Raw genomic sequence first — 18,518 nt, 5'->3', positions numbered from 1 at the left:
CCTCGCCGCCGCCTGACCAGGAGCCGCCCATGCCCCGCGCCCGCGACCTCGGCCTCGACGTTCCCGGAACGCCGGGGCGCTTCAACGCCATCACCGACGTGCCCGGCGTGCGCGTGGGATACGAGACGATCATCGACCCCGCCCGCAACCTGCGCACCGGGGTCACCGCGATCCTGCCGCGGCAGGACGAGGGCGACCCCCAACCGGTCTGGGCGGGGCGCTTCGATCTGAACGGCAACGGCGAGATGACCGGCAGCCACTGGATCGATGACGCCGGCTGGTTCTTCGGGCCGGTGATGATCACCAACACCCACTCCGTCGGCATGGTCCACCACGCCGCGACCCGCTGGATGATCGACGCCTATTCGGACTATTTCGCGACCGAGCACGCCTGGGCGATGCCCGTGGTGGCCGAGACCTACGACGGCGTCCTCTCCGACATCAACGCCCAGGCGGTGACGCCCGAACACGCCCGCGCGGCGCTGGAGCGCGCGGCCGGCGGCCCGGTCGCCGAGGGCTCGGTCGGGGGCGGGGCGGGGATGATCGCCTACGAGTTCAAGGGCGGCTCGGGCACCGCCTCGCGCCTCGTCGAGGCGGGGGGCGAGACGTACACCGTCGGCGCCTTCGTGCAGGCCAACCACGGCCTGCGCCCCTGGCTGACGGTGCTGGGCGTCCCCGTGGGGCGGGAGATGACGGAGGGCCGGCTGAAGGATCGCGAGAGCGGCTCGATCATCGTGGTGCTGGCGACCGATGCGCCGCTGTCGGGGCTGGGCCTGCGGCAGATGGCGAAGCGGGCGGCGCTGGGGGTGGGGCGCGGCGGCTCGCCGGGGGGCGACAGCTCGGGCGACGTGTTCCTGGCCTTCACGGTGGCCGATCCGGGGCCGATGCCGCTGCACGCCGGCCCGGTGCGCACGCGGCGCGAGCTGAACGGCGGGCTGATGGACCCGCTCTACCTCGCCGCCGTCGAGGCGGTGGAGGAGGCGGTGCTGAACGCCCTGACCGCGGGCGAGGACGCGCCCACCGTCAAGCCCGCCGGCAAGACCTGCCGGGCCATCGACCTCGACCGGCTGGTCGAGATCATGGGCCGGGCGGGACGGCTGAGGGGCTGAGGCGGCCGGGCGCCGGCGCTCTGCCCGGGCCTTCCGCCGGGGCGCCGCCGCGCCCCGCCGCCAGGTCCCAGCGCGGAGGTCGGGCGGCTCGGCCGCGGCGAGGGGGCGCCCCGGGCTTGACCCGGGGCCGCGTCCTGTGGCGGCGGAGGAGGTCCCGGGTCAAGCCCGGGACGCGCCCGCGGGGCGCCGCGCGATCGACGGGGGCGGTCGCCGCCGGACGCCGGACGCCGGACGCCGGACGCCGGAGGATATCGTCGCGGGGGCGGCCGGGGTCAGTCCTTCGGGATCTCGACGCCCACCTGCGCGGTGATCGGGCCGTAGTGCTCGGGCCGGCGGTGGCGGGCGAAGTCGAAGACCGAGCGGCGGATGTAGGCGCCGAGGTCCAGGTCGCAGGCGAAGGTGATGACCTCGTCCTCCTCGGACATGCACATCGCCGCCGTCTCGCCGGTGGGGGCCACGATGGCGCTGCCGCCGATCATGGCGAAGCCGTCCTCGGCCCCGCATTTCGCCGCCGCCATCACCCACGCGCCGTTCTGGTAGGCGGCCGATTCCAGCGACAGGCGGTTGTGGAACTCGCGCAGGTGCGCCGGCTCGGGGTGGTGGATGTTCCGGGTGGGCGTGTTGTAGCCCAGCATGAACACCTCCGCCCCGCGCAGCGCCATGGTGCGGAAGGTCTCCGGCCAGCGGCGGTCGTTGCAGATGCACATGCCGAAGCGGCCCGAGGGGGTTGCGAAGGTTGGGAAGCCCAGGTTCCCGACCTCGAAATACCGCTTCTCGAGATGCTCGAACTCCAGGTCGCCGATGGGATCCTTGGTGCCGGGCAGGTGGATCTTGCGGTATTTCCCCAGGATCGCCCCGTCGGGGCCCACGAGGACGGAGGTGTTGAAGCGGCGCGTGACGCCCTCCTCCACCACCTTCTCGGCGTAGCCCAGGTAGAAGCCCACGCCCAGGTCCTTCGCCGCCTCGAACAGCGGGACCATGGCCGGCGAGGGCAGCCCCTCCTCGTAGAAGCGGTCGTATTCGGCGGGGTCGTCGTAGACGTAGCGCGGGAAGAAGGTGGTCAGCGCCAGCTCGGGGAAGGTGACCCAGCGCGCGCCGCGGGCATGCGCCTCGCGCAGCATCTCGATCAGGCGGGCGATCACCGCCGGGCGCTCGTCGGCGAGGTGGACGGGCCCCATCTGGGCGACGGCGAAGACTTCCTTGCGGCTCATGGGCGGTCCTTCTGTCGGCTCGGCGTCCACGCATAGCGCCCTTGAGCATCAGCCAGAAATCAGGAATGTGGGGGAGGGAATAAGTCAGGATTATAAGACCGCCATGCTCAAGGCCCGCAACCTCGAAATCCTCTGCGCCGTCATCGAGATGGGCACGACCGCGCGGGCCGCCGACGCGCTGGGCATCAGCCAACCGGCGGTGTCGAACATGATCCGCCACACCGAGGACCAGATCGGCTTCCCCCTGTTCCTGCGCGAGCGCGGCCGCCTGACCCCGACGCGCGAGGCGCTGCACATCGCCGACGAGGCGCGCCACCTGTTCCGCCAGCAGAAGCGCATCTCCTCGATGGTCGAGGACCTGCGGGGCGGCGTGGCGGGGCGGCTGTCGATCATCGCCACGCCCTCGCTGGGCCACGGGATCGTGCCGCAGGCGCTGAGCGCGTTCCTCAAGGGCCGTTCCCGCGCGCGGATCAGCTTCGAGGTGGGCACGGTGGACGAGATCGCGGCCCGCCTGCTGTCGGGCGAGGCGGACCTGGGCTTCTCGATCACCCGGCCGCGGCAGGTGGGCCTGTCGATCCAGCCGGTGGCCGAGGGGCGGCTGGTCTGCGCCCTGCCCAAGGGGCATGAGCTGGCGCTGTCGGACCGGGTCCGCATCACCGACCTCAACCACGTCCCCCACATCTCCTACGCCGCGGACACGCCGCTCGGCCGCTCGATCGACGCGGTGTTCATGGCCGAGGGGCTGGAGCGGCGGCATTTCTGCGAGGTGCGCCACACCTCCACCGCGCTCGACCTGGTGGCGGGGGGGCTGGGGGCGGCGCTGGTCGACGACTTCGCCCTGATCGGCGGGCTGCCGACGGGCGTGGTCGCGCGCCCGACCACGCCCGACATCGCGCTGCAGGTCTACGCCCTGACCTCGACCCTGTTCCCCACGCCCAACCTCGCGCTGCTGTTCCAGCGCCACTTCGCGGACTACGTGGCGGCGGCCGACCGGATATAACCTGCACCTATCGAAGCGGGTCGCTTTTTTATTTCCGAATGATGCCGTCGGCGTGTTGGTCTGAACCTGACGGCGCGCTCCGACGCGCCCGATCCTCGTTGGCCGGACCGGAGCCTCATGACCGACGTGATCCTCTCTATCCGCAAGGCGGTGAAGCGTTACGGCGAGACGCACGCGCTCGACGACGTCGACCTCGACGTGGCGGAAGGCGAATTCCTGACGCTGCTGGGGCCCTCGGGCTCGGGCAAGACGACGCTTCTGACGGCGGTGGCGGGCTTCACGCAGCTGACCTCGGGCACGGTCTCGATGCGCGGCGCCGACATCACCCGCCTGCCGCCCGAGAAGCGCGGCTTCGGCATGGTGTTCCAGGGCTACGCCCTGTTCCCGACCATGACCGTGGCGCAGAACGTCGGCTTCCCCCTGAAGGTCCGCGGCAAGTCCAAGGCCGAGATCGCGGCCCGGGTGGCGGAGTGCCTGGACCTCGTCCAGATGGGCGCCTACGCCGACCGCATGCCCCAGCAGCTGTCGGGCGGCCAGCAGCAGCGCGTGGCGCTGGCCCGCGCGCTGAGCTTCCACCCCCAGGTGCTGCTGCTCGACGAGCCGCTCTCGGCGCTCGACAAGAAGCTGCGCGCCGACCTGCAGTGGGAGCTCAAGGCCCTGCACGAGAAGCTGGGCGTGACCTTCATCTACGTCACCCACGACCAGGAGGAGGCGCTGTCGATGTCCGACCGCATCGTCATCCTCTCCGGCGGCCGGATCCAGCAGGAGGGCGCGCCCGAGGCGCTCTACGACCGGCCGCGCACCGGGTTCGTGGCGAACTTCCTGGGCAAGTCGAACTTCCTGAACGTGACCGTGGCGGGCCATGACGCGGGCGCGGCGCGCTGCGACATGGGCGGGGTCGAGATCGAGATCGCCTCCCCCGCCCCGCCCCCCGTCGGCGCCGCCGCCCGAGTGGCCCTGCGGCCCGAGCGCATCGCGCTGGGCCCCGCGGGCCAGGCCGGCGTGCCGGGCCGCATCTCCCAGGTCTCGTACCTGGGCGAGCGGGCGCAGCTGATCGTCGAGACCGAGGGGCTGGGCCCGCTGCTGGTCTCCCGCCCCACCTGGAAGGCCGAGATCCACCCCGAGCCCGGCCTGCCCGTCACGCTCCGCTGGGAGCGCGACGCCTGCGTGTTCCTCGAGGAGGCCTGACCGGCCCCCGCGAGCCCCGATCCAACGGCCGTCAGAAGCCGATCCAAGTCCGACCCGGCATGACCGACAAGGAGCGACCCATGTCCCACGACAACGACTTCAAGCGCGACCTCGCCGAGATCGCCGCGCACAAGCTGCGCGAAGGCCGCATCACCAAGCGCGGCTTCCTGATGGCCATGGGCGCGCTGGGCGTGATCCCGATGGTCGGCATGGGCGGCAAGGCCAAGGCCGCCCCCTCCGAGCTGGTGGTGGTGAACTGGGGCGGCAAGGCCGCCGACATCATCAAGGAAGTGCTGGGCGACACCTACAAGGAAGCCACCGGCATCGACGTCGTCATCGACGGTTCCGGCCCCTCGGCCGGCCGCATCCGCGCCATGGTCGAGAGCGGCGCGGTGGTCTGGGACGTGTGCGACTCGGGCCCCGGCTCGGCGATCATCCTGGGCGAGGCCGGCATGACCGCGCCGATCAACTACGACATCGTCGACCGCTCGAAGCTGATGAAAGGCACCGACTGGGAGTTCGGCGCGGGCAACTACGTCTATTCCTACGTGCTGGCCTACAACCCCAAGCTCTCCGAGGGCGGGGTCCCGACCAGCTGGGCGGACGTGTTCGACACCAAGAACTTCCCCGGCATGCGCACCTTCCGCAAGGCCGTGCGCGGCATGCTGGAATGCGCCACCATGGCCCAGGGCGTGCCGCTGGATCAGGTCTACGAGGTCCTGTCGACCGAGGACGGCATCGACGCGGCCATCGACCAGTTCCGCAAGATCCGCGAGAACGTGATCGTGTGGGGCTCCGGCTCCGAGTCCCAGAACCTGTTCCTCCAGGAGGAGGTGGTGATGGGCAACATCTGGTCGACCCGCGCGCACCTGCTGAAGGACGAGATGGACGAGGGCACCTTCGCCGTCTCCTTCGACGGGGGCGTGATGTCGCCGGGCACCTGGGTCGTTCCCAAGAACAACCCCGCCGGCGCCGACGAGGCGATGAAGTTCATCGCCTTCGCCCAGGATCCCGCGCTGCAGGTGAAGTGGTTCGAGCTGATCGGCTCCGCGCCGATCAACCCCGCCGCGGCGCCGCTGGTGCCCGAGTCGATGGCCAAGTGGAACCCGACCTCGCCCGAGAACGTGGCCACCCAGATCCTCTACAACGACGAGTGGTACGCCGCGAACCAGGTCGCGGCCGAGGAGAAGTACGTCAACGCCCTGATCAACTGATCGGGCGCGCGACCTCGCCGTCCCCGGGCCCGCGCGGTCCGGGGAACGGCCCCTCCCGACACGACCGGGAGGCGCCCGGCCGCCGCCGCGCGCGCCTCCCCGCCCCTTCGCGCCTCCGCCGCGGCCCCGGCCGCGCGTCGAGGCCCCGGACCCGGACCGAGCGACGACGATGACCGACAAGGCCCGATACTGGCTTCTGGCGCTGCCCGCGCTGGCGGTGATGGTGATCTTCTACATCTGGCCGCTGGTCAGCATCTGGCAGATCTCGGTGACCGAGCCGGAGCTGGGCCTGGGCAACTACGTGAAGGCGGCCGAGTCCTCGGCCGTGACCACCTCCTTCATCATCACCTTCCGGGTGGCGGCGCTGACCACGGTGTTCTGCGTGATCCTGGGCTACATCTGCGCCTATGCGATTGCCAACGTGATCCGGCGCGCCAAGCCCCTGCTGATCGCGCTGGTGCTGCTGCCGTTCTGGGTCTCGGTGCTGATCCGCAGCTTCTCGTGGATCGTGCTGCTGGGCCGCTCGGGCCTGGTCAACGACACGCTGCGCGACTGGGGGATCATCGAGAAGCCCCTGCGCCTGATGCACAACGAATTCGGCGTGGTGCTGGCGATGGTGCACGTGATGCTGCCCTTCGCGGTGCTGCCGCTGCTGGCGAACATGCGCGGCATCTCCTCCTCCTACACCGACGCCGCGCGGGGGCTGGGGGCGGGCGAGTTCACCGCCTTCCGCCTGGTCTACCTGCCCCAGACGCTGCCCGGCATCGGCTCGGCCGCGCTGCTGGTCTTCGTGCTGTCGCTCGGCTTCTACATCACGCCCGCGCTGCTGGGCGGAGGCCGGGTGCTGATGGTCTCCGAGTACATCACCTACCAGATCCAGGAGTTCCTGAACTGGGGGCTGGGCTCGGCGCTGTCGGTCGCGCTGCTGGTGGCCACCGCGCTGGTGCTGGTGATCGCGGCGCGGTTCCTGAACCTCAAGAACGCCCTGCTGGAGCGGAGCTGATGAGCGCCCCCGAAACCGCGCAGACCACGCCCTTCCGCATCGCCATGTCGACGGGCGGCTGGCTGGTGGCCGCCTTCCTCGCCCTGCCGATCCTGGTGGTGATCCCGGTGTCGCTGACCGACACCTCCTACATCGGCCTGCCGAAGGAGGGGCTGAGCCTCCAGCACTACGAGGCCTATTTCGCCTCGTCCCGCTGGCTGGGGGGGACGCTCGCCTCGATCCTGGTGGGGCTGGCGGTGGCCTTCTTCGCGACCGTGCTGGGCACCGCCTTCTCGATCGGGGTGTGGTTCCTGGGCGGGCGCGCGGCGACCATCGCGCGCTGGGTGCTGATCGTGCCGATCCTGGTGCCGCCGGTGGTGCAGAGCTTGGGCTTCTACCGCTTCTGGGTGACGCTGGGCCTGATCGACACCTGGACCGGGGTGATCCTGGCGCACACGCTGCTGGCGCTGCCTTACGTCTCGATCTCGGTCTTCGCGGCGCTGGCGAACCTCGACCCCAAGCTGCCGCAGGCGGCGCGCAGCTTGGGCGCCTCGGTCTGGCGGACGGTGCGCGAGGTGGTGGTGCCGGCCGCGCGGCCCGGCATGATCACCGGCGCGGTCTTCGCCTTCATCGTCAGCTTCGACGAGATCGTCGGCGTCCTCTTCATCACCGTGCGCCGGGTCGAGACCCTGCCCAAGCTGATCTGGGAGGGCATCCAGGACAACATCGACCCCACCATCGCGGCCGTCGCCACCATCCTCGTGGTGATCAGCCTCGTGGTGGCTGTCATCTCCGGGATGCGCCGCACGTGAGCCGCCTGCTGCTGACCGGCGCCGCCTGCGCCCTTCCGGGCGAGCCCGGGACCGACGGTCCCCGCATCGCCCCCGCCGCGCTCGCCATCGACGGCGACCGCATCGTCGCGGTGCTGGAGGAGGGGCCGGCCGGCTCCGACTTCGCGGATTTCGAGCCGGTGGACATGGCCGGACGCCTGATCCTGCCGGGCCTGATCAACAGCCACACGCACGCCGTGCTGCTGGCGCTGCGCGGGACCATCGAGGACATCGAGGGCAACCTCGTCTACCAGTACATGGTCCCCGTCTCCTACCTGCTGACGCCCGACGAGCGGGCCGCCATCGCGCGCCTCGCCTGCGCCGAGGCGATCCGCTCGGGGACCACCACGCTGGTCGACCCGCTGCGCCACGTCGCCGACTACGCCCCCGCCATGGCCGACAGCGGCCTGCGCCTGTGGCTGGCCGAGAGCTGCGCCGACGCGGTGACGACAGAGGTGGGCAAGGGGACCTACCGCTTCGACCGCGACTTCGGGCAGACCTTCCTCGATCGCACCGAGGCGCTGATCGAGCGCTTCCACGGATCCGAGAACGACCGCGTCCGCGTGATGGCCGCGGCCCACGGGCCCGACAACTGCTCGCCCTGGATGCTGGGCGAGGTCACGAAGCTGGCGCATCGCCATGGCCTCCGCCGGACGATCCACCTGTCGCAAATCATCTCCGAGAAGACCCAGGTCGAGGCGCTGCACGGCTGCACCTCGACCGAGTATCTGGAGCGCAACGGCTTCCTCGACGACGACCTGCTCGCCGTCCACTGGACCTTCTGCACCGAGAGCGACGTGGCGACCCTGGCCGAGCGCGGGGTGCATTTCATCCACTCCCCCGCCTCGATGTCCGCCAAGGGCCCCCACCCGGCGCCGGTGAAGGCGATCCAGGAGGCGGGGATCAACATCGCGCTCGGCTCCGACAACATGACCGAGGACATGTTCCAGTCGATGAAGACCGCGCTGGTCCTGCATCGCGGGGCCTGGGGACGCTCGGTCCGGCCCTCGCCGGGTCGGGTCTTCGACTACGCGACCGTCAACGCCGCGAAGGCGCTCGACCGGCCGGACCTGGGGCGCATCGCCGTGGGGGCGAAGGCCGACCTGGCGATGATCGACCTCACCCAGGCGACGATGGCGCCCACCGTCTCGGCGATCTCGAACCTCGTGCATTACGGGCACCCGGGGCTGGTGACCGACACGATGGTCGACGGCCGCTTCCTGATGCGCGACCGTCGCCTGACCACCATCGACGAGCCCGCCGCCGTCGAGGCCGCCCAGGCCGCCACCCGTTCCATGTGGGCCAAGTTCGAGGCGGAGGGCCACGACGCCCCCCTGCCCCGGTTCGACGCCCTGCCTTCCGGAGCTTCCGCATGACCTTCTCCATCGTCGCCCGCTGCGCGCGCACCGGCGCCTACGGCGCCGCGATCACCACCTCGGACCTCGCGGTGGGCTCTCGCTGCGTGGGGCTGCTGCACGGCAAGGGGGGCGTGCTCAGCCAGCACCGCACCGACCCGCGCCTGCGCGACCTGGGCGTGCGCAAGCTGGCCGAGGGCGCGGACGCCGAGACCACCCTGTCGGCGATCTGCCACTCGACCCCCGACATCGAGTGGCGCCAGGTCGGCGTGATCGACGCGCAGGGGCGGGTCGCGGTCCACCACGGGCGGCAGATGTATTCGATCTACGCCCATGCCGTCGTCCCCGACGGGCTGGCGCTGGGCAACATCCTGGACAATCCCGACGTGCCCGCCGCCATGGCCGCGGCCTTCGCCGCCCATCCCGAGGCGCCCCTCGCCGACCGGCTGATGGACGCGCTCGAGGCCGGGCGCGACGCGGGCGGGGAGGTCGGCGACCGGCTGCTGTCCGCCGCCCTGCGCGTCACCGGCCCGCACGAGATCGACCTGTGCGACCTGCGCGTGGACATCGCCGACGGCGACGCGGTCCACCAGCTGCGCCGACTGCACGAGGCCTGGGGCGGGCGCGGGGAGATGCTGCGCCGCGTGGCGCTCGCCCCCGACGGGGTGCCGGTGAACCGCCAGCTGTTCGACGCCTCGGTCGCGCGCATCCGCGACCAGGACCTGGTCGAGCGCTTCCCCGCCGAACGGCGCCGCCAGGCCTGGTCCTTCACCGAATGAGCGCGCCCGGCCCCATCGACCTCGGCGAGGGCGAGAACTACTGGCGCCACGGCCGGGCGCCCTACGTCCCCCACGCGCACGAGATGCCGGCGGAGGTCGACGTGGCCGTGGTCGGCTCCGGCTTCACCGGGCTGCGCACGGCGCTGGAGCTCGCCCGCGCCGGCCGCTCGGTCGCCGTGCTCGAGGCGCGCGACGTCGGCCATGGGGCGAGCTCGCGCAACGGCGGCATGGTGGGGCCGAGCTTCCACAAGCTGGGCATGGCGGGCCTGACCTCGGCCTACGGCGAGGCGAAGGCCGGCGCGATCATGCGCGAGGGGATGCTGGCGCTCGACCATTTCGAGGCCTTCGTCGAGGCCGAGGGCATCGACTGCGCCTTCACCCTGCCCGGCCGCTTCCGCGGCGCCCCCACGGCCGCCAGCTACGAGGCGACGGCGCGGGAATGCGAGCGCCTGTCGAAAGCCGTCGGCCTGCCCTTCGAGATGATCCCGAAGGCGCGCCAGCGCGACCACATCGGCTCGGATTTCTACCACGGCGGCGTGCTCTACCCCCGCGACGGCGGCATCCAGCCCCGGATGCTGGTCGAGGCGCTGGCGACCCGCGCCGAGGCCGCCGGCGCGATGCTGTTCGAGAATACGCCCGTCTCCGGCCTGCGCCGCGACGGGGAGCGCTTCGCGCTGCGCCTGCCCTCCGGCACGCTGGTCGCGCGCGACGTGGTGATGGCCACCAACGGCTACGGCGCGCCGGGCGCGACCGCGCCGCTGGGCCCGCGGCTGGTGCCGGTGCTGACCGGGGTGGCCGCGACCGAGGAGCTGTCGCCCAACCTGATCCGCGACCTGACCCCCCAGGGCCAGAACTTCGGCGAGAACCGGCGCGTGTTCATGTGGTTCCGCCCCACGCCCGACGGGAAGCGCTTCATCTTCGGGGGGCGGCTGGGGCCGATGCGCGGCTCGCGCGCGGCGCGGGCGAAGGCGGTGCGGGCCTCGGCCGCGCGGGTGTTCCCGCAGCTCGCCGACGTGCGCTTCACCCACCTGTGGACCGGGGCCATCGCCTATACCCAGGATCACGCCCCCCACCTGGGGCGCATCGACGGGGTGTGGTTCGCGGGCGGCTACTGCGGCTCGGGCGTCACCCGCAGCCTCTACTTCGCCGACAAGCTGGCGCGCCGGATCCTGGGGCGGGCGGAGGCGGAGACCGCCTTCGACGACCTGCCCTTCCCCAAGGTGCCGTTCCGCCCCCTCGCCCCCTGGGTCGCCGCCGGGCTGACCCGCTGGCACGCCTGGCAGGACGCCCGCGACGACGCGCGGCGACGCTGAGGGACGGGGCCTCCGCCCCGCCGCCCCGACTGCGAACGAGAGCCCGCCCGGCCCCGCGCCCGGCGGGTTTTTTCGCGCCTGCGAAGAGCGGCGTTGACGGGCGGAGAAACTTGGAGTTAGCCTCAAACTCAGAGCCGAATATACCGAACTCCGGAACCGCCTTGCCCCCCTCCCTCCGCCTCCGCCCCCCGCCGCGGGACCGTCGCGCGATGAGCCCGCCGGCCGAACCCCTCCTGTCCCCGACGCGGGGCCTGTGGATCGGCGTCGGCTTCGTCTGCGCGGCCAACGTGCTGCTGCCGCTGCAGGATGCGCTGAGCAAGGATTTCGTGCAGGCGCTGCCGGTGTGGCAGGTGCTGCTGGCCCGCAGCCTGGCGGTGCTGGCGCTGGCGCTGCTCCTGGGCGGGCGGCCGCTGGTCCGCCGGCTGCCGCGGGCGCGGCGGCTGCCGACGATGGTGGTGCGGGCGCTGGTGAACCTGGCGGCCTGGGGCGCCTTCTACCTCGCCCTGCGCGAGCTGCCGCTGGGCCAGGCGATCACCCTCTACTTCGTCTCGCCGGTCATCGTGGCGCTGCTCGCCGGGCCCTTCCTGGGCGAGCGGGCGGGGGCGATGGTCTGGGTCGCCATCGCGCTGGGCTTCGCGGGCGTCGCGCTGACCAGCGGGGCCCTGCGGCTCGAGTTCTCCGCCGCCACCGGCTTCGGGCTGCTGGCCGCCGCGCTGTGGGCGGTGACGATGATCCTGCTGCGCGCCATCGCGGTGGCCGAGTCCACGCTGCTCCAGGTCGCGGTCTCCAACGGGGTCTTCGTGATCGGGACCGGCGCGATCGCGCTGGCGCTCGGCTGGCAGGCCGACTTGCGCCAGACCGCGGGGCTGGCGCTGGCGGGGATGGCCGGCGGCGCGGGGCAATACGCGATCTACGCGGCGGCGGGGCGGCTCTCGGCCTCGACCCTGGCGGCGCTGGAGTACGGCGCCCTGCCGGTCGGCTTCGCGCTGGGCTGGCTGTTCTTCGCCGAGGCGCCGGCCGCCCATGTCTGGGCGGGCGCGGCGCTGGTGCTGGCCTCGGGCCTCGCCATCGTCGCGGCAGAGCGCCGCCGCGTCGCCCCCGCCGGCCCCCCCGAACCCGTAGCCGCCGCGGCCGCGGCCCCGATCACCGACGCTCAACCCCATCCCCTGGAAGGAGGATCCGATGACCCAGGACGTTCATGACAAGGTCGCGCACTACATCTCGCGCACCCGCTACCCCTTCCCCGGCCAGCAGGACTGGCCCGAGGGCTACGTCGCGATCTGCAACGCGGTCGAGAAGCGCCGCGCGATCGAGACGCCGGACGGCCCCTACTATCCCGACATCATCATCGTCTCGCCCACCGACGAGGTGCGCGAAGTCGGCGAGGTCGAGATGACCATCGACCCGGCGAAGGTCCCGATGCTGCGGCTGGGCTCCGAGACCTCGGACGACAAGACCTCGACGGGCGTGCGCCACTTCTTCCTCTACGTGCCCGCGGGGCTGGAGGCGGACGCGCAGAAGATGCTGGACGACGCCAGGATCTCCTACGCCGGCGTGCGCGGCTTCACGGTCGAGGGCGACGCGATCCGCGTGGTGCCCTTCGTGACCCCGGGCGATCCCTACGACCACCAGGTGACCGAGCCCGGCACGGTCTGAGCGCGGGGCAAAGAGCGGTCGGGAGAGGCGACCAGCCTGTCCCGACCGGCCGGCGCCGCCGGCGACCGCCCGGCTTCCCGCGCGCAGCGCAAGACGCGCCGCAGGCGCGCGCCCGGCCGAAGGCCGGCCCCCCTCGCGTCCGGCCGAAGGCCGAAACCGCCCCGCAGGGGCGCCCCCGTCCCGCCCGGCCGCAGGCCGGAGACGCCCCGAAGGGGCGCCTCCCCGCGCGCGCCTCAGCGCGGCTCCAGCAGCTCCCACGGGTCGGGCAGCACCGGCATCGGGCATTCGATCAGCACCGGGCCGGGGCGCGTGATCGCCCAGGCCAGCGCCTCGCCCAGCGCCTCGGGGCCCTCGGCGCGGCGCGCCTCGGCGCCGAAGCTCTGCGCATAGGCCACGAAGTCGGGGTTGCGCAGGTCCGAGGCGATCAGCTTGCCGCCGTGGATCTGGTCCTGCATCCGGCGCACGTTGCCGTAGGCGCCGTCCGAGAACACGATTCCCACCGCGTTGATCCCGTGCTGGACGGCGGTCGCCATCTCGGCGCCGGTGAACAGGAAGCCGCCGTCGCCGCACAGCGCCACCACCGGCGCGTCGGGCAGGCCCGCCTTGACGCCCAGCGCGGTCGCATAGGCGAAGCCCAGCGTGCCCTGGTAGCCCGGCGTGATCAGCCGGCGCGGGCGGTCCATCGGCAGGGCCGCGGTCGCGGCGTAGCCGATCTGGGTGTAGTCGCAGACCACCGCCGCCTCCATCGGCAGGGCCGCGCGGATCGCGCGCAGATAGGCCATCTGCGGGGCCAGGCGCTCCTCGAAGATCGCGGCCTTGGCGGCCTTCAGCTCGGCCGTGCGCGCCTGGCGGGCGGAGACGTCGGCGGCGATCTCGGCGCCGGCCAGCGCCTGCGCCAGCGCGGGGATCGCCTCGGCCGCGTCCGCCTCGATCGCGACCGTCGGCGGCGCCCCGCGGGAGAACTGGGCGGGGTCGAGGTCCACCCGGATCACCGCCTGCCCCTCCGCCACGCCCCAGCGGCGGCGGGGGTCGTGCAGGCGGGTGCCGACGGCGAGGATCACGTCCGCCTCGCGCCACAGCTCCCGCCCCTCCCAGGTGCCCACGGCCCAGGGGTGGTCGGTGGGCAGCACGCCCACGCCGGTCAGGTGGCTGACGACCGGCGCGCCGATGCGCGCCGCGATCTCGGCCAGCCCCTCGCCGCAAGCGAGCGCGCCGGAGCCGATCCAGATCAGCGGCCGCTTCGCCCCGGCGAGCAGGGCCGCGGCCTCGTCCATAGCGACCGCGTCGGGGGCGGGGACGGCGCGGGCGGCGGGCGCGACCGTCGCGCCCTCGGCGGTCTTGCGCAGCACGTCGGCGGGAAGCTCCACACCCGCCGGCGCGCGGCCGGAAGCCAGCGCCGCGAAGGCCGCCTGCATCACGCCCGCGACCTCGCCGGCCTCCCTCGCGATGCCGTGGCTGCGGGTCAGCCCGTCGAGGATCGCGGACTGGTCCGGCAGCTCGTGCAGTTCGCCCCCGCCCTGGCCGATGGCCTTCGAGGCGATCTGCCCGATCACCGCCAGCACCGGCGCGTGGACGGCGTAGGCGGTCGAGAGCGCGGCGGTGGTGTTGAGGAACCCCGGCCCCGGCACCACGGCGTAGGCGCCCACGCGCCCCGTGGCCATCGCGTAGCCCAGCGCCATGTAGGCCGCGCCCTGCTCATGACGCGGATGGATCACCCGCAGCCGGTCGGTCGCGCCGTGCAGCGCGTTCATCAGGTGGTCGAGCTGCACGCCGGGCAGCGCGAACAGCGTGTCGACGCCGTTGGCGAGCAGGCTCTCGACGGCGATCTCGCCGCCGGTGGGGGCGTTGGGAGAGCTCTGCGGGGCGGCGCTGGGGGCGGCGGTCATCTTCGGGGTCCTTCCTCCGGTCGGGTCTTTCTGGGTCGCGCCGCGCCTCCGGCGAGCCGGGAGGCTCGGGCCGAGCGGGCGCGAAAACGAACGATTCGATGACCTTGGGTCATCGCCTCACGAGGCGTTCACCTCGGTTAACGTCGCGACGTCGCTTGCAAGGGGGAACGCTGAATGACGATCCGATCTCATATCATGGCAATGGCTCTGGCCGCGCCGCTTGCGCTTGGGGCGCAGGCCGCGGTTGCGCTGACCGTCGAGTTCGACGGAACGCCGGGCGCGCTGCCCTACTCCGAAGGCGGCTTCGCCTTCACCCAGACCACGGGGGCCCAGGCGAGCGTCATCGACAACGGCAACTACCAGTTCCTCACGCTCGGAATCTCGCCGATTCCGAGCGCCGGGGACACGGTGGAGGTGGTGCGGAGCGGGGGCGGAACCTTCACCTTCGACGCCTTCGTGCTGCGCGGGCCGGGCGCCGCTACGACCGCCTATGACGTCGTCGACATCTTCGGCCTCGTCGGCGGAAGCGTCACCGAGCAGCTGCTGGGCGTGACCGCGACCGGCGCCTATGCCGCCGACGCGCTGGCGACCGGCTTCTCCGCGCCCGTCGACACGGTGCGGATCGTGCTGTCCAGCGTCCGGGACGAGGCGGTCTGGTTCGACGCGATGACCTTCGACGCGCCCGACTCGGCCGTTCCGGCGCCCGCGGCGCTGCCGCTGCTGGCGGCGGGGCTGGGCGGTTTCGCGCTGCTGCGCCGTCGCGCCCCGCAAGCCTGAGCGCGCGCCATCCGCCGGACCGGCCTCGGCCGGTCCGGCGGCCCGAAAAGGCCGCGGGCCCGAAAGGGCCGGTCCGCAGGGCGCGCGACCAGTCAATGGCGATAGTCCGGCTGCTCGCGGTCGAGCTTGCGGCGCAGGGCCTGCCAGGGCAGCCAGCCCTTGTTGGGGCCCGGCGTGAACTGGGCCGCCGTGCGCTCGACCACCTGGGTCGGGGGGATCGACAGCTCCGCCCCCGTCGACTGGGCGGCGACCTGAAGGCGGCAGACCTGCTCAAGGTAGTACATGTTGTAGAAGGCCTCGGCCACGTTGCGGCCGACGGTCAGCAGGCCGTGGTTGCGGAGCAGAAGGCAGGTCTTGTCGCCGAGGTCGCGCACGATCCGCTCGCGCTCCGACAGGTTGTCGTCGGCGGCGATGCCCTCGTATTCGTGGATCGCGACGCGGCCGTGGAACTCCATCGACATCTGGTTGAGCATCAGCAGCCCGCCGGCCTGGGCGCAGACGGTCATGCCGGCCTGGGTGTGGGTGTGCATCACGCAGGCGGCGTTGGGCGCTTCGCGGTGGATGGCGGAGTGGATCACGAAGCCCGCGGGGTTCACCGGCCAGGAGGTTTCCTGCTTCGGCTCGCCGTCGGCGTCGACCAGCACCAGGGAGGAGGCCGTGATCTCCTCGAACAGCAGGCCGTAGGGGTTCACCAGGAACTGGTGGCCCTCGCCCGGGACCCGCACGCTGAGGTGGGTGAAGACCGTGTCCGTCATCCCGAACAGCGCGATCAGCCGGTAGGCGGCGGCGAGATCCTCGCGCAGCTCCTGCTCGGTCGGCACGTGGTCGGGGCCCGGCGGCTGGGGGAGGGTCGCGGGCAGGTTCGCGGAATTCAGCATGGGAAGGCTCCGGGAGGGGGAGGCGAGGCGTCGGGATCGTCGGCCAGCGGATCGTCCCGCTCGGTCCGGATCCGGTTCTCGGGGGCGGTCAGGTCGGGGATCCCGACCGCGACGCCGACCGGCAGGCGGAAGGCGGGGTCGACGCCCAGGAAGGACGCCACCGCCTCGCCATGCATCGCCCAGTCGGCCTGGGGGCAGGTTCCCAGGCCCGCCTCCTCGAACAGCAGCAGCAGGGTCTGAAGGTAGATCCCGAGGTCGAGCCACTGCCAGGCCACGCATTCGCGCCGCATCAGCAGGAACACGCCCGCGGGGGCGCCGAAGAACTGGAAGTTCTCCTCGTTCCAGGCGGCGCGGGCGGCGGCGTCGGACCGGTCGATGCCCAGCGCGCCGTAAAGAATCTCTCCGTTGCGCAGGCGGCGGCGCTGGAACTCGGGCGGCGGGCCGGCGGGGGGCTGGTAGGGCGGATCGAGGGGCTCGCCCTCCGGCCGCTCGGCGCGCAGGCGGCGCATCATCGCGCGCAGCGCGTCCATCCGCTCGCCGTCGACGATGCGCACCGCCCAGGGCTGCACGTTCGAGCCCGAGGGCGCGCGGGCGGCGCGGCGCACCACGTCCTCGACCAGCGCCCGGTCCACCGGCGCATCGAGGAACCGGCGGATCGAGCGGCGGCCGTCGACGACGGCGGAGACGCTGCACGCCTCCGCCGCCGCCGGCTTCGGGGGCCGCTCGCTCAAGACCGCACGGTCCATTCCGGGCCGCGGGGCGTCTCGACGTATTCGGGCCAGCGGTAATGGATCGGCGGCTCGAAGTCGGCGGGCAGCAGGGGGGCGACCCAGTCGGTCCCGCCGACGCCGCCGCCGGTGCGGGCCTCGAACTCGGCCTTGGCGCGGGCCAGCCCCTCGGGATCGGTCAGCAGGTCGAGGAGGGTGGTCGAGATCACCTCGGCGGCCTTCGACCACATCGGGTCGATGCAGGCCGGCACGCCGCCCATGGCGTGGCGCACCCACTCCGGCCAGCGGGCGCCGTCGGGCCGCGCCTCCATGGTCGGGCGGGCCACGTAGAGGCGCACGGTCGGGCAGTGCCAGGTGTAGTCGACGTAGTCGTCGGCGGCGTAGTTCAGCTGCCAGGCGGGAAGCTGGGCGCGGAAGCTCTCCTCCGCCTCCCACGGCGGGGTCAGCTTCTCCATCCCCGCCAGCAGCGGCTCGTCCGTCTCCGGGGCGCCGAGCTCCTTCTGCAGGGCGCGGGCGAAGGCCTTCGCCTCGTCCGACCACTTCGGCGCGCCGAGCTTGTTGAAGTTGCGGTAGGTGATCTCGGCCATCGCCTTGTTGGGCAGGCCCGCGCGGGTGCGCGCGATCCAGTCCGCCCGCCAGGTGCAGTGGGTCATGCCCGCGATCTGCTCGGCGTTGCGGTCCAGCACGGCGTAGGCCGCGTTGCACATCTCGATCGCCGGCGCGCGCAGCGTGAACTGCACCTGCCCGATGGCCGGCGCGATGTTGTCCGAGGTCGCCTGACCGGCCACCGGGATGAACTCGTTCATCGCCCAGGAGCCGGTGTGGGGCAGCATCGACTCCTTCATCATCTTCGAGGTGGTGTACATCATGCACACCGCGTCGATGGCCCCCGGCGCGCGGGCCGAGGCGTGGGGATGCGTGGCCCCGCCCGCCGAGTGGCCCTGCTGCCAGGTCTCGGGGTTCTCGCACTCGAACGTGTACATCCGGCTCCACAGGGGGGCGGAGGTCGTCTCCCAGAAGCAGCCGTTGGTCAGGGCCGGGAAGCTGTGGGGGTGGAAGGAGAAGGCGGCGTCGAGGTCGTCGTAGTAGCCCTTCGCCGCGTGGATCGGCTTCGAGCCGCAGAGCTTCTCGGCCGGCTCCCCGAAGAACACCAGCGTGCCGCCGATGCCGTGCTGCTCCATCGCCCGCTTGGCGGCGAGGAAGCCCGCGAAGGCGCCGATGCCCAGCGCGGAATGCGGGTCGGTGTGGCCGGCGGCGTGCTTGGTGGTGCCCTCGCGCGGCTGGCGGCGGGGGACGGGCGCCTGGCTCTGGCCCGGCACGGCGTCGTATTCGGCGTAGCCGCCGATGGTCGGGCCGGGGCCGTTGGACCACACCGCGCGGAAGGCGGTGGGCATCCCGCCCGAGCCGCGCTCGACCTCGAAGCCTTCCGCCTCCAGCCGGTCCATGTACCAGGCCGACGACTTGTATTCCCGCCAGGACGGCTCGTGGAAGTTCCAGATCGTCATGTGGTCCTGCGACAGGGCCTCATGGTTGGCCTTCAGCCACTCCAGCGCCTCCGCCTGCGCGGGGGTCCAGTCGAAGTCGGGAAGCTCGGGGATCGTCTCGGACATGC

At 72.5% G+C, this 18,518-nt stretch carries 17 protein-coding genes; 12 read left to right on the top strand and 5 right to left on the bottom strand.

What is annotated here, in order from left to right; all coding sequences use genetic code 11:
* Nucleotides 1–29 precede the first annotated feature (29 nt).
* Nucleotides 30–1,109: a P1 family peptidase gene (locus P2H44_RS22205; RefSeq protein ID WP_275767183.1), complete on the top strand. Its 1,080-nt coding sequence runs from the start codon at nucleotides 30–32 to the stop codon at nucleotides 1,107–1,109.
* Nucleotides 1,110–1,381: 272 nt separating this feature from the next.
* Here P2H44_RS22205 and P2H44_RS22200 read toward each other — a convergent pair whose 3' ends face one another.
* Nucleotides 1,382–2,320, bottom strand: a complete 939-nt coding sequence (locus P2H44_RS22200; protein ID WP_275767181.1) for an N-carbamoyl-D-amino-acid hydrolase — start codon at nucleotides 2,318–2,320, stop codon at nucleotides 1,382–1,384.
* Between the two features lie 103 nt (nucleotides 2,321–2,423).
* Between P2H44_RS22200 and P2H44_RS22195 the strand changes: the two genes are divergently transcribed.
* From P2H44_RS22195 to P2H44_RS22150, 10 genes are all read left to right on the top strand, one after another.
* A complete protein-coding gene (locus tag P2H44_RS22195) occupies nucleotides 2,424–3,320 on the top strand; it encodes a LysR family transcriptional regulator (RefSeq protein ID WP_275767179.1) in 897 nt (298 codons plus the stop codon).
* A 117-nt stretch (nucleotides 3,321–3,437) separates the two neighbouring features.
* Nucleotides 3,438–4,508, top strand: a complete 1,071-nt coding sequence (locus P2H44_RS22190) for an ABC transporter ATP-binding protein (protein WP_275767178.1) — start codon at nucleotides 3,438–3,440, stop codon at nucleotides 4,506–4,508.
* An 80-nt stretch (nucleotides 4,509–4,588) separates the two neighbouring features.
* Nucleotides 4,589–5,722, top strand: coding sequence for an ABC transporter substrate-binding protein (locus P2H44_RS22185; RefSeq protein ID WP_275767176.1), 1,134 nt, complete (start codon nucleotides 4,589–4,591; stop codon nucleotides 5,720–5,722).
* A 169-nt stretch (nucleotides 5,723–5,891) separates the two neighbouring features.
* Nucleotides 5,892–6,725, top strand: coding sequence for an ABC transporter permease (locus P2H44_RS22180; protein ID WP_275767175.1), 834 nt, complete (start codon nucleotides 5,892–5,894; stop codon nucleotides 6,723–6,725).
* Nucleotides 6,725–7,516, top strand: a complete 792-nt coding sequence (locus P2H44_RS22175; RefSeq protein WP_275767174.1) for an ABC transporter permease — start codon at nucleotides 6,725–6,727, stop codon at nucleotides 7,514–7,516. The genes P2H44_RS22180 and P2H44_RS22175 overlap by 1 nt, the downstream gene beginning before the upstream one ends.
* Entirely contained in the window at nucleotides 7,513–8,910 is a 1,398-nt protein-coding gene (locus P2H44_RS22170) for an amidohydrolase family protein (protein WP_275767172.1), read from the top strand. Before P2H44_RS22175 ends, P2H44_RS22170 begins: the two co-directional genes overlap by 4 nt.
* On the top strand, nucleotides 8,907–9,668 hold the full coding sequence (locus P2H44_RS22165) for a DUF1028 domain-containing protein (protein ID WP_275767170.1): 762 nt from the start codon (nucleotides 8,907–8,909) through the stop codon (nucleotides 9,666–9,668). Before P2H44_RS22170 ends, P2H44_RS22165 begins: the two co-directional genes overlap by 4 nt.
* Complete coding sequence (locus P2H44_RS22160) at nucleotides 9,665–10,981, top strand: NAD(P)/FAD-dependent oxidoreductase (RefSeq protein WP_275767168.1); 1,317 nt, start codon at nucleotides 9,665–9,667, stop codon at nucleotides 10,979–10,981. The genes P2H44_RS22165 and P2H44_RS22160 overlap by 4 nt, the downstream gene beginning before the upstream one ends.
* 209 nt (nucleotides 10,982–11,190) lie before the next feature.
* Nucleotides 11,191–12,183 carry a DMT family transporter gene (locus tag P2H44_RS22155; RefSeq protein WP_275767167.1) on the top strand — a complete coding sequence of 331 codons (993 nt, stop codon included), beginning with the start codon at nucleotides 11,191–11,193 and terminating at the stop codon, nucleotides 12,181–12,183.
* Complete coding sequence (locus P2H44_RS22150; protein ID WP_275767166.1) at nucleotides 12,164–12,637, top strand: hypothetical protein; 474 nt, start codon at nucleotides 12,164–12,166, stop codon at nucleotides 12,635–12,637. Before P2H44_RS22155 ends, P2H44_RS22150 begins: the two co-directional genes overlap by 20 nt.
* 233 nt (nucleotides 12,638–12,870) lie before the next feature.
* Here the strand turns inward: P2H44_RS22150 and P2H44_RS22145 are convergent, their stop codons facing one another.
* Nucleotides 12,871–14,523: a thiamine pyrophosphate-dependent enzyme gene (locus P2H44_RS22145; protein ID WP_275767164.1), complete on the bottom strand. Its 1,653-nt coding sequence runs from the start codon at nucleotides 14,521–14,523 to the stop codon at nucleotides 12,871–12,873.
* 195 nt (nucleotides 14,524–14,718) lie between these two features.
* Between P2H44_RS22145 and P2H44_RS22140 the strand changes: the two genes are divergently transcribed.
* Nucleotides 14,719–15,300, top strand: a complete 582-nt coding sequence (locus P2H44_RS22140) for a PEP-CTERM sorting domain-containing protein (protein ID WP_275767162.1) — start codon at nucleotides 14,719–14,721, stop codon at nucleotides 15,298–15,300.
* Nucleotides 15,301–15,392: 92 nt separating this feature from the next.
* Here P2H44_RS22140 and P2H44_RS22135 read toward each other — a convergent pair whose 3' ends face one another.
* From P2H44_RS22135 to P2H44_RS22125, 3 genes are read right to left on the bottom strand one after another with little or no spacing between them, the layout of a single operon-like run.
* Nucleotides 15,393–16,178: a class II aldolase/adducin family protein gene (locus P2H44_RS22135; RefSeq protein WP_275767160.1), complete on the bottom strand. Its 786-nt coding sequence runs from the start codon at nucleotides 16,176–16,178 to the stop codon at nucleotides 15,393–15,395.
* A complete protein-coding gene (locus tag P2H44_RS22130; RefSeq protein ID WP_275767159.1) occupies nucleotides 16,172–16,909 on the bottom strand; it encodes a nitroreductase in 738 nt (245 codons plus the stop codon). Before P2H44_RS22130 ends, P2H44_RS22135 begins: the two co-directional genes overlap by 7 nt.
* A complete protein-coding gene (locus P2H44_RS22125; RefSeq protein WP_275767158.1) occupies nucleotides 16,906–18,516 on the bottom strand; it encodes a zinc-binding metallopeptidase family protein in 1,611 nt (536 codons plus the stop codon). The genes P2H44_RS22130 and P2H44_RS22125 overlap by 4 nt, the downstream gene beginning before the upstream one ends.
* Between the last annotated feature and the right edge of the window lie 2 nt (nucleotides 18,517–18,518).

The organism is Albimonas marina (assembly GCF_029223255.1).
GTDB lineage: Bacteria > Pseudomonadota > Alphaproteobacteria > Rhodobacterales > Rhodobacteraceae > Albimonas.
The sequence above is the reverse complement of the archived record's forward strand: the minus strand, read 5'-3'. Positions and strand labels throughout refer to the sequence as shown.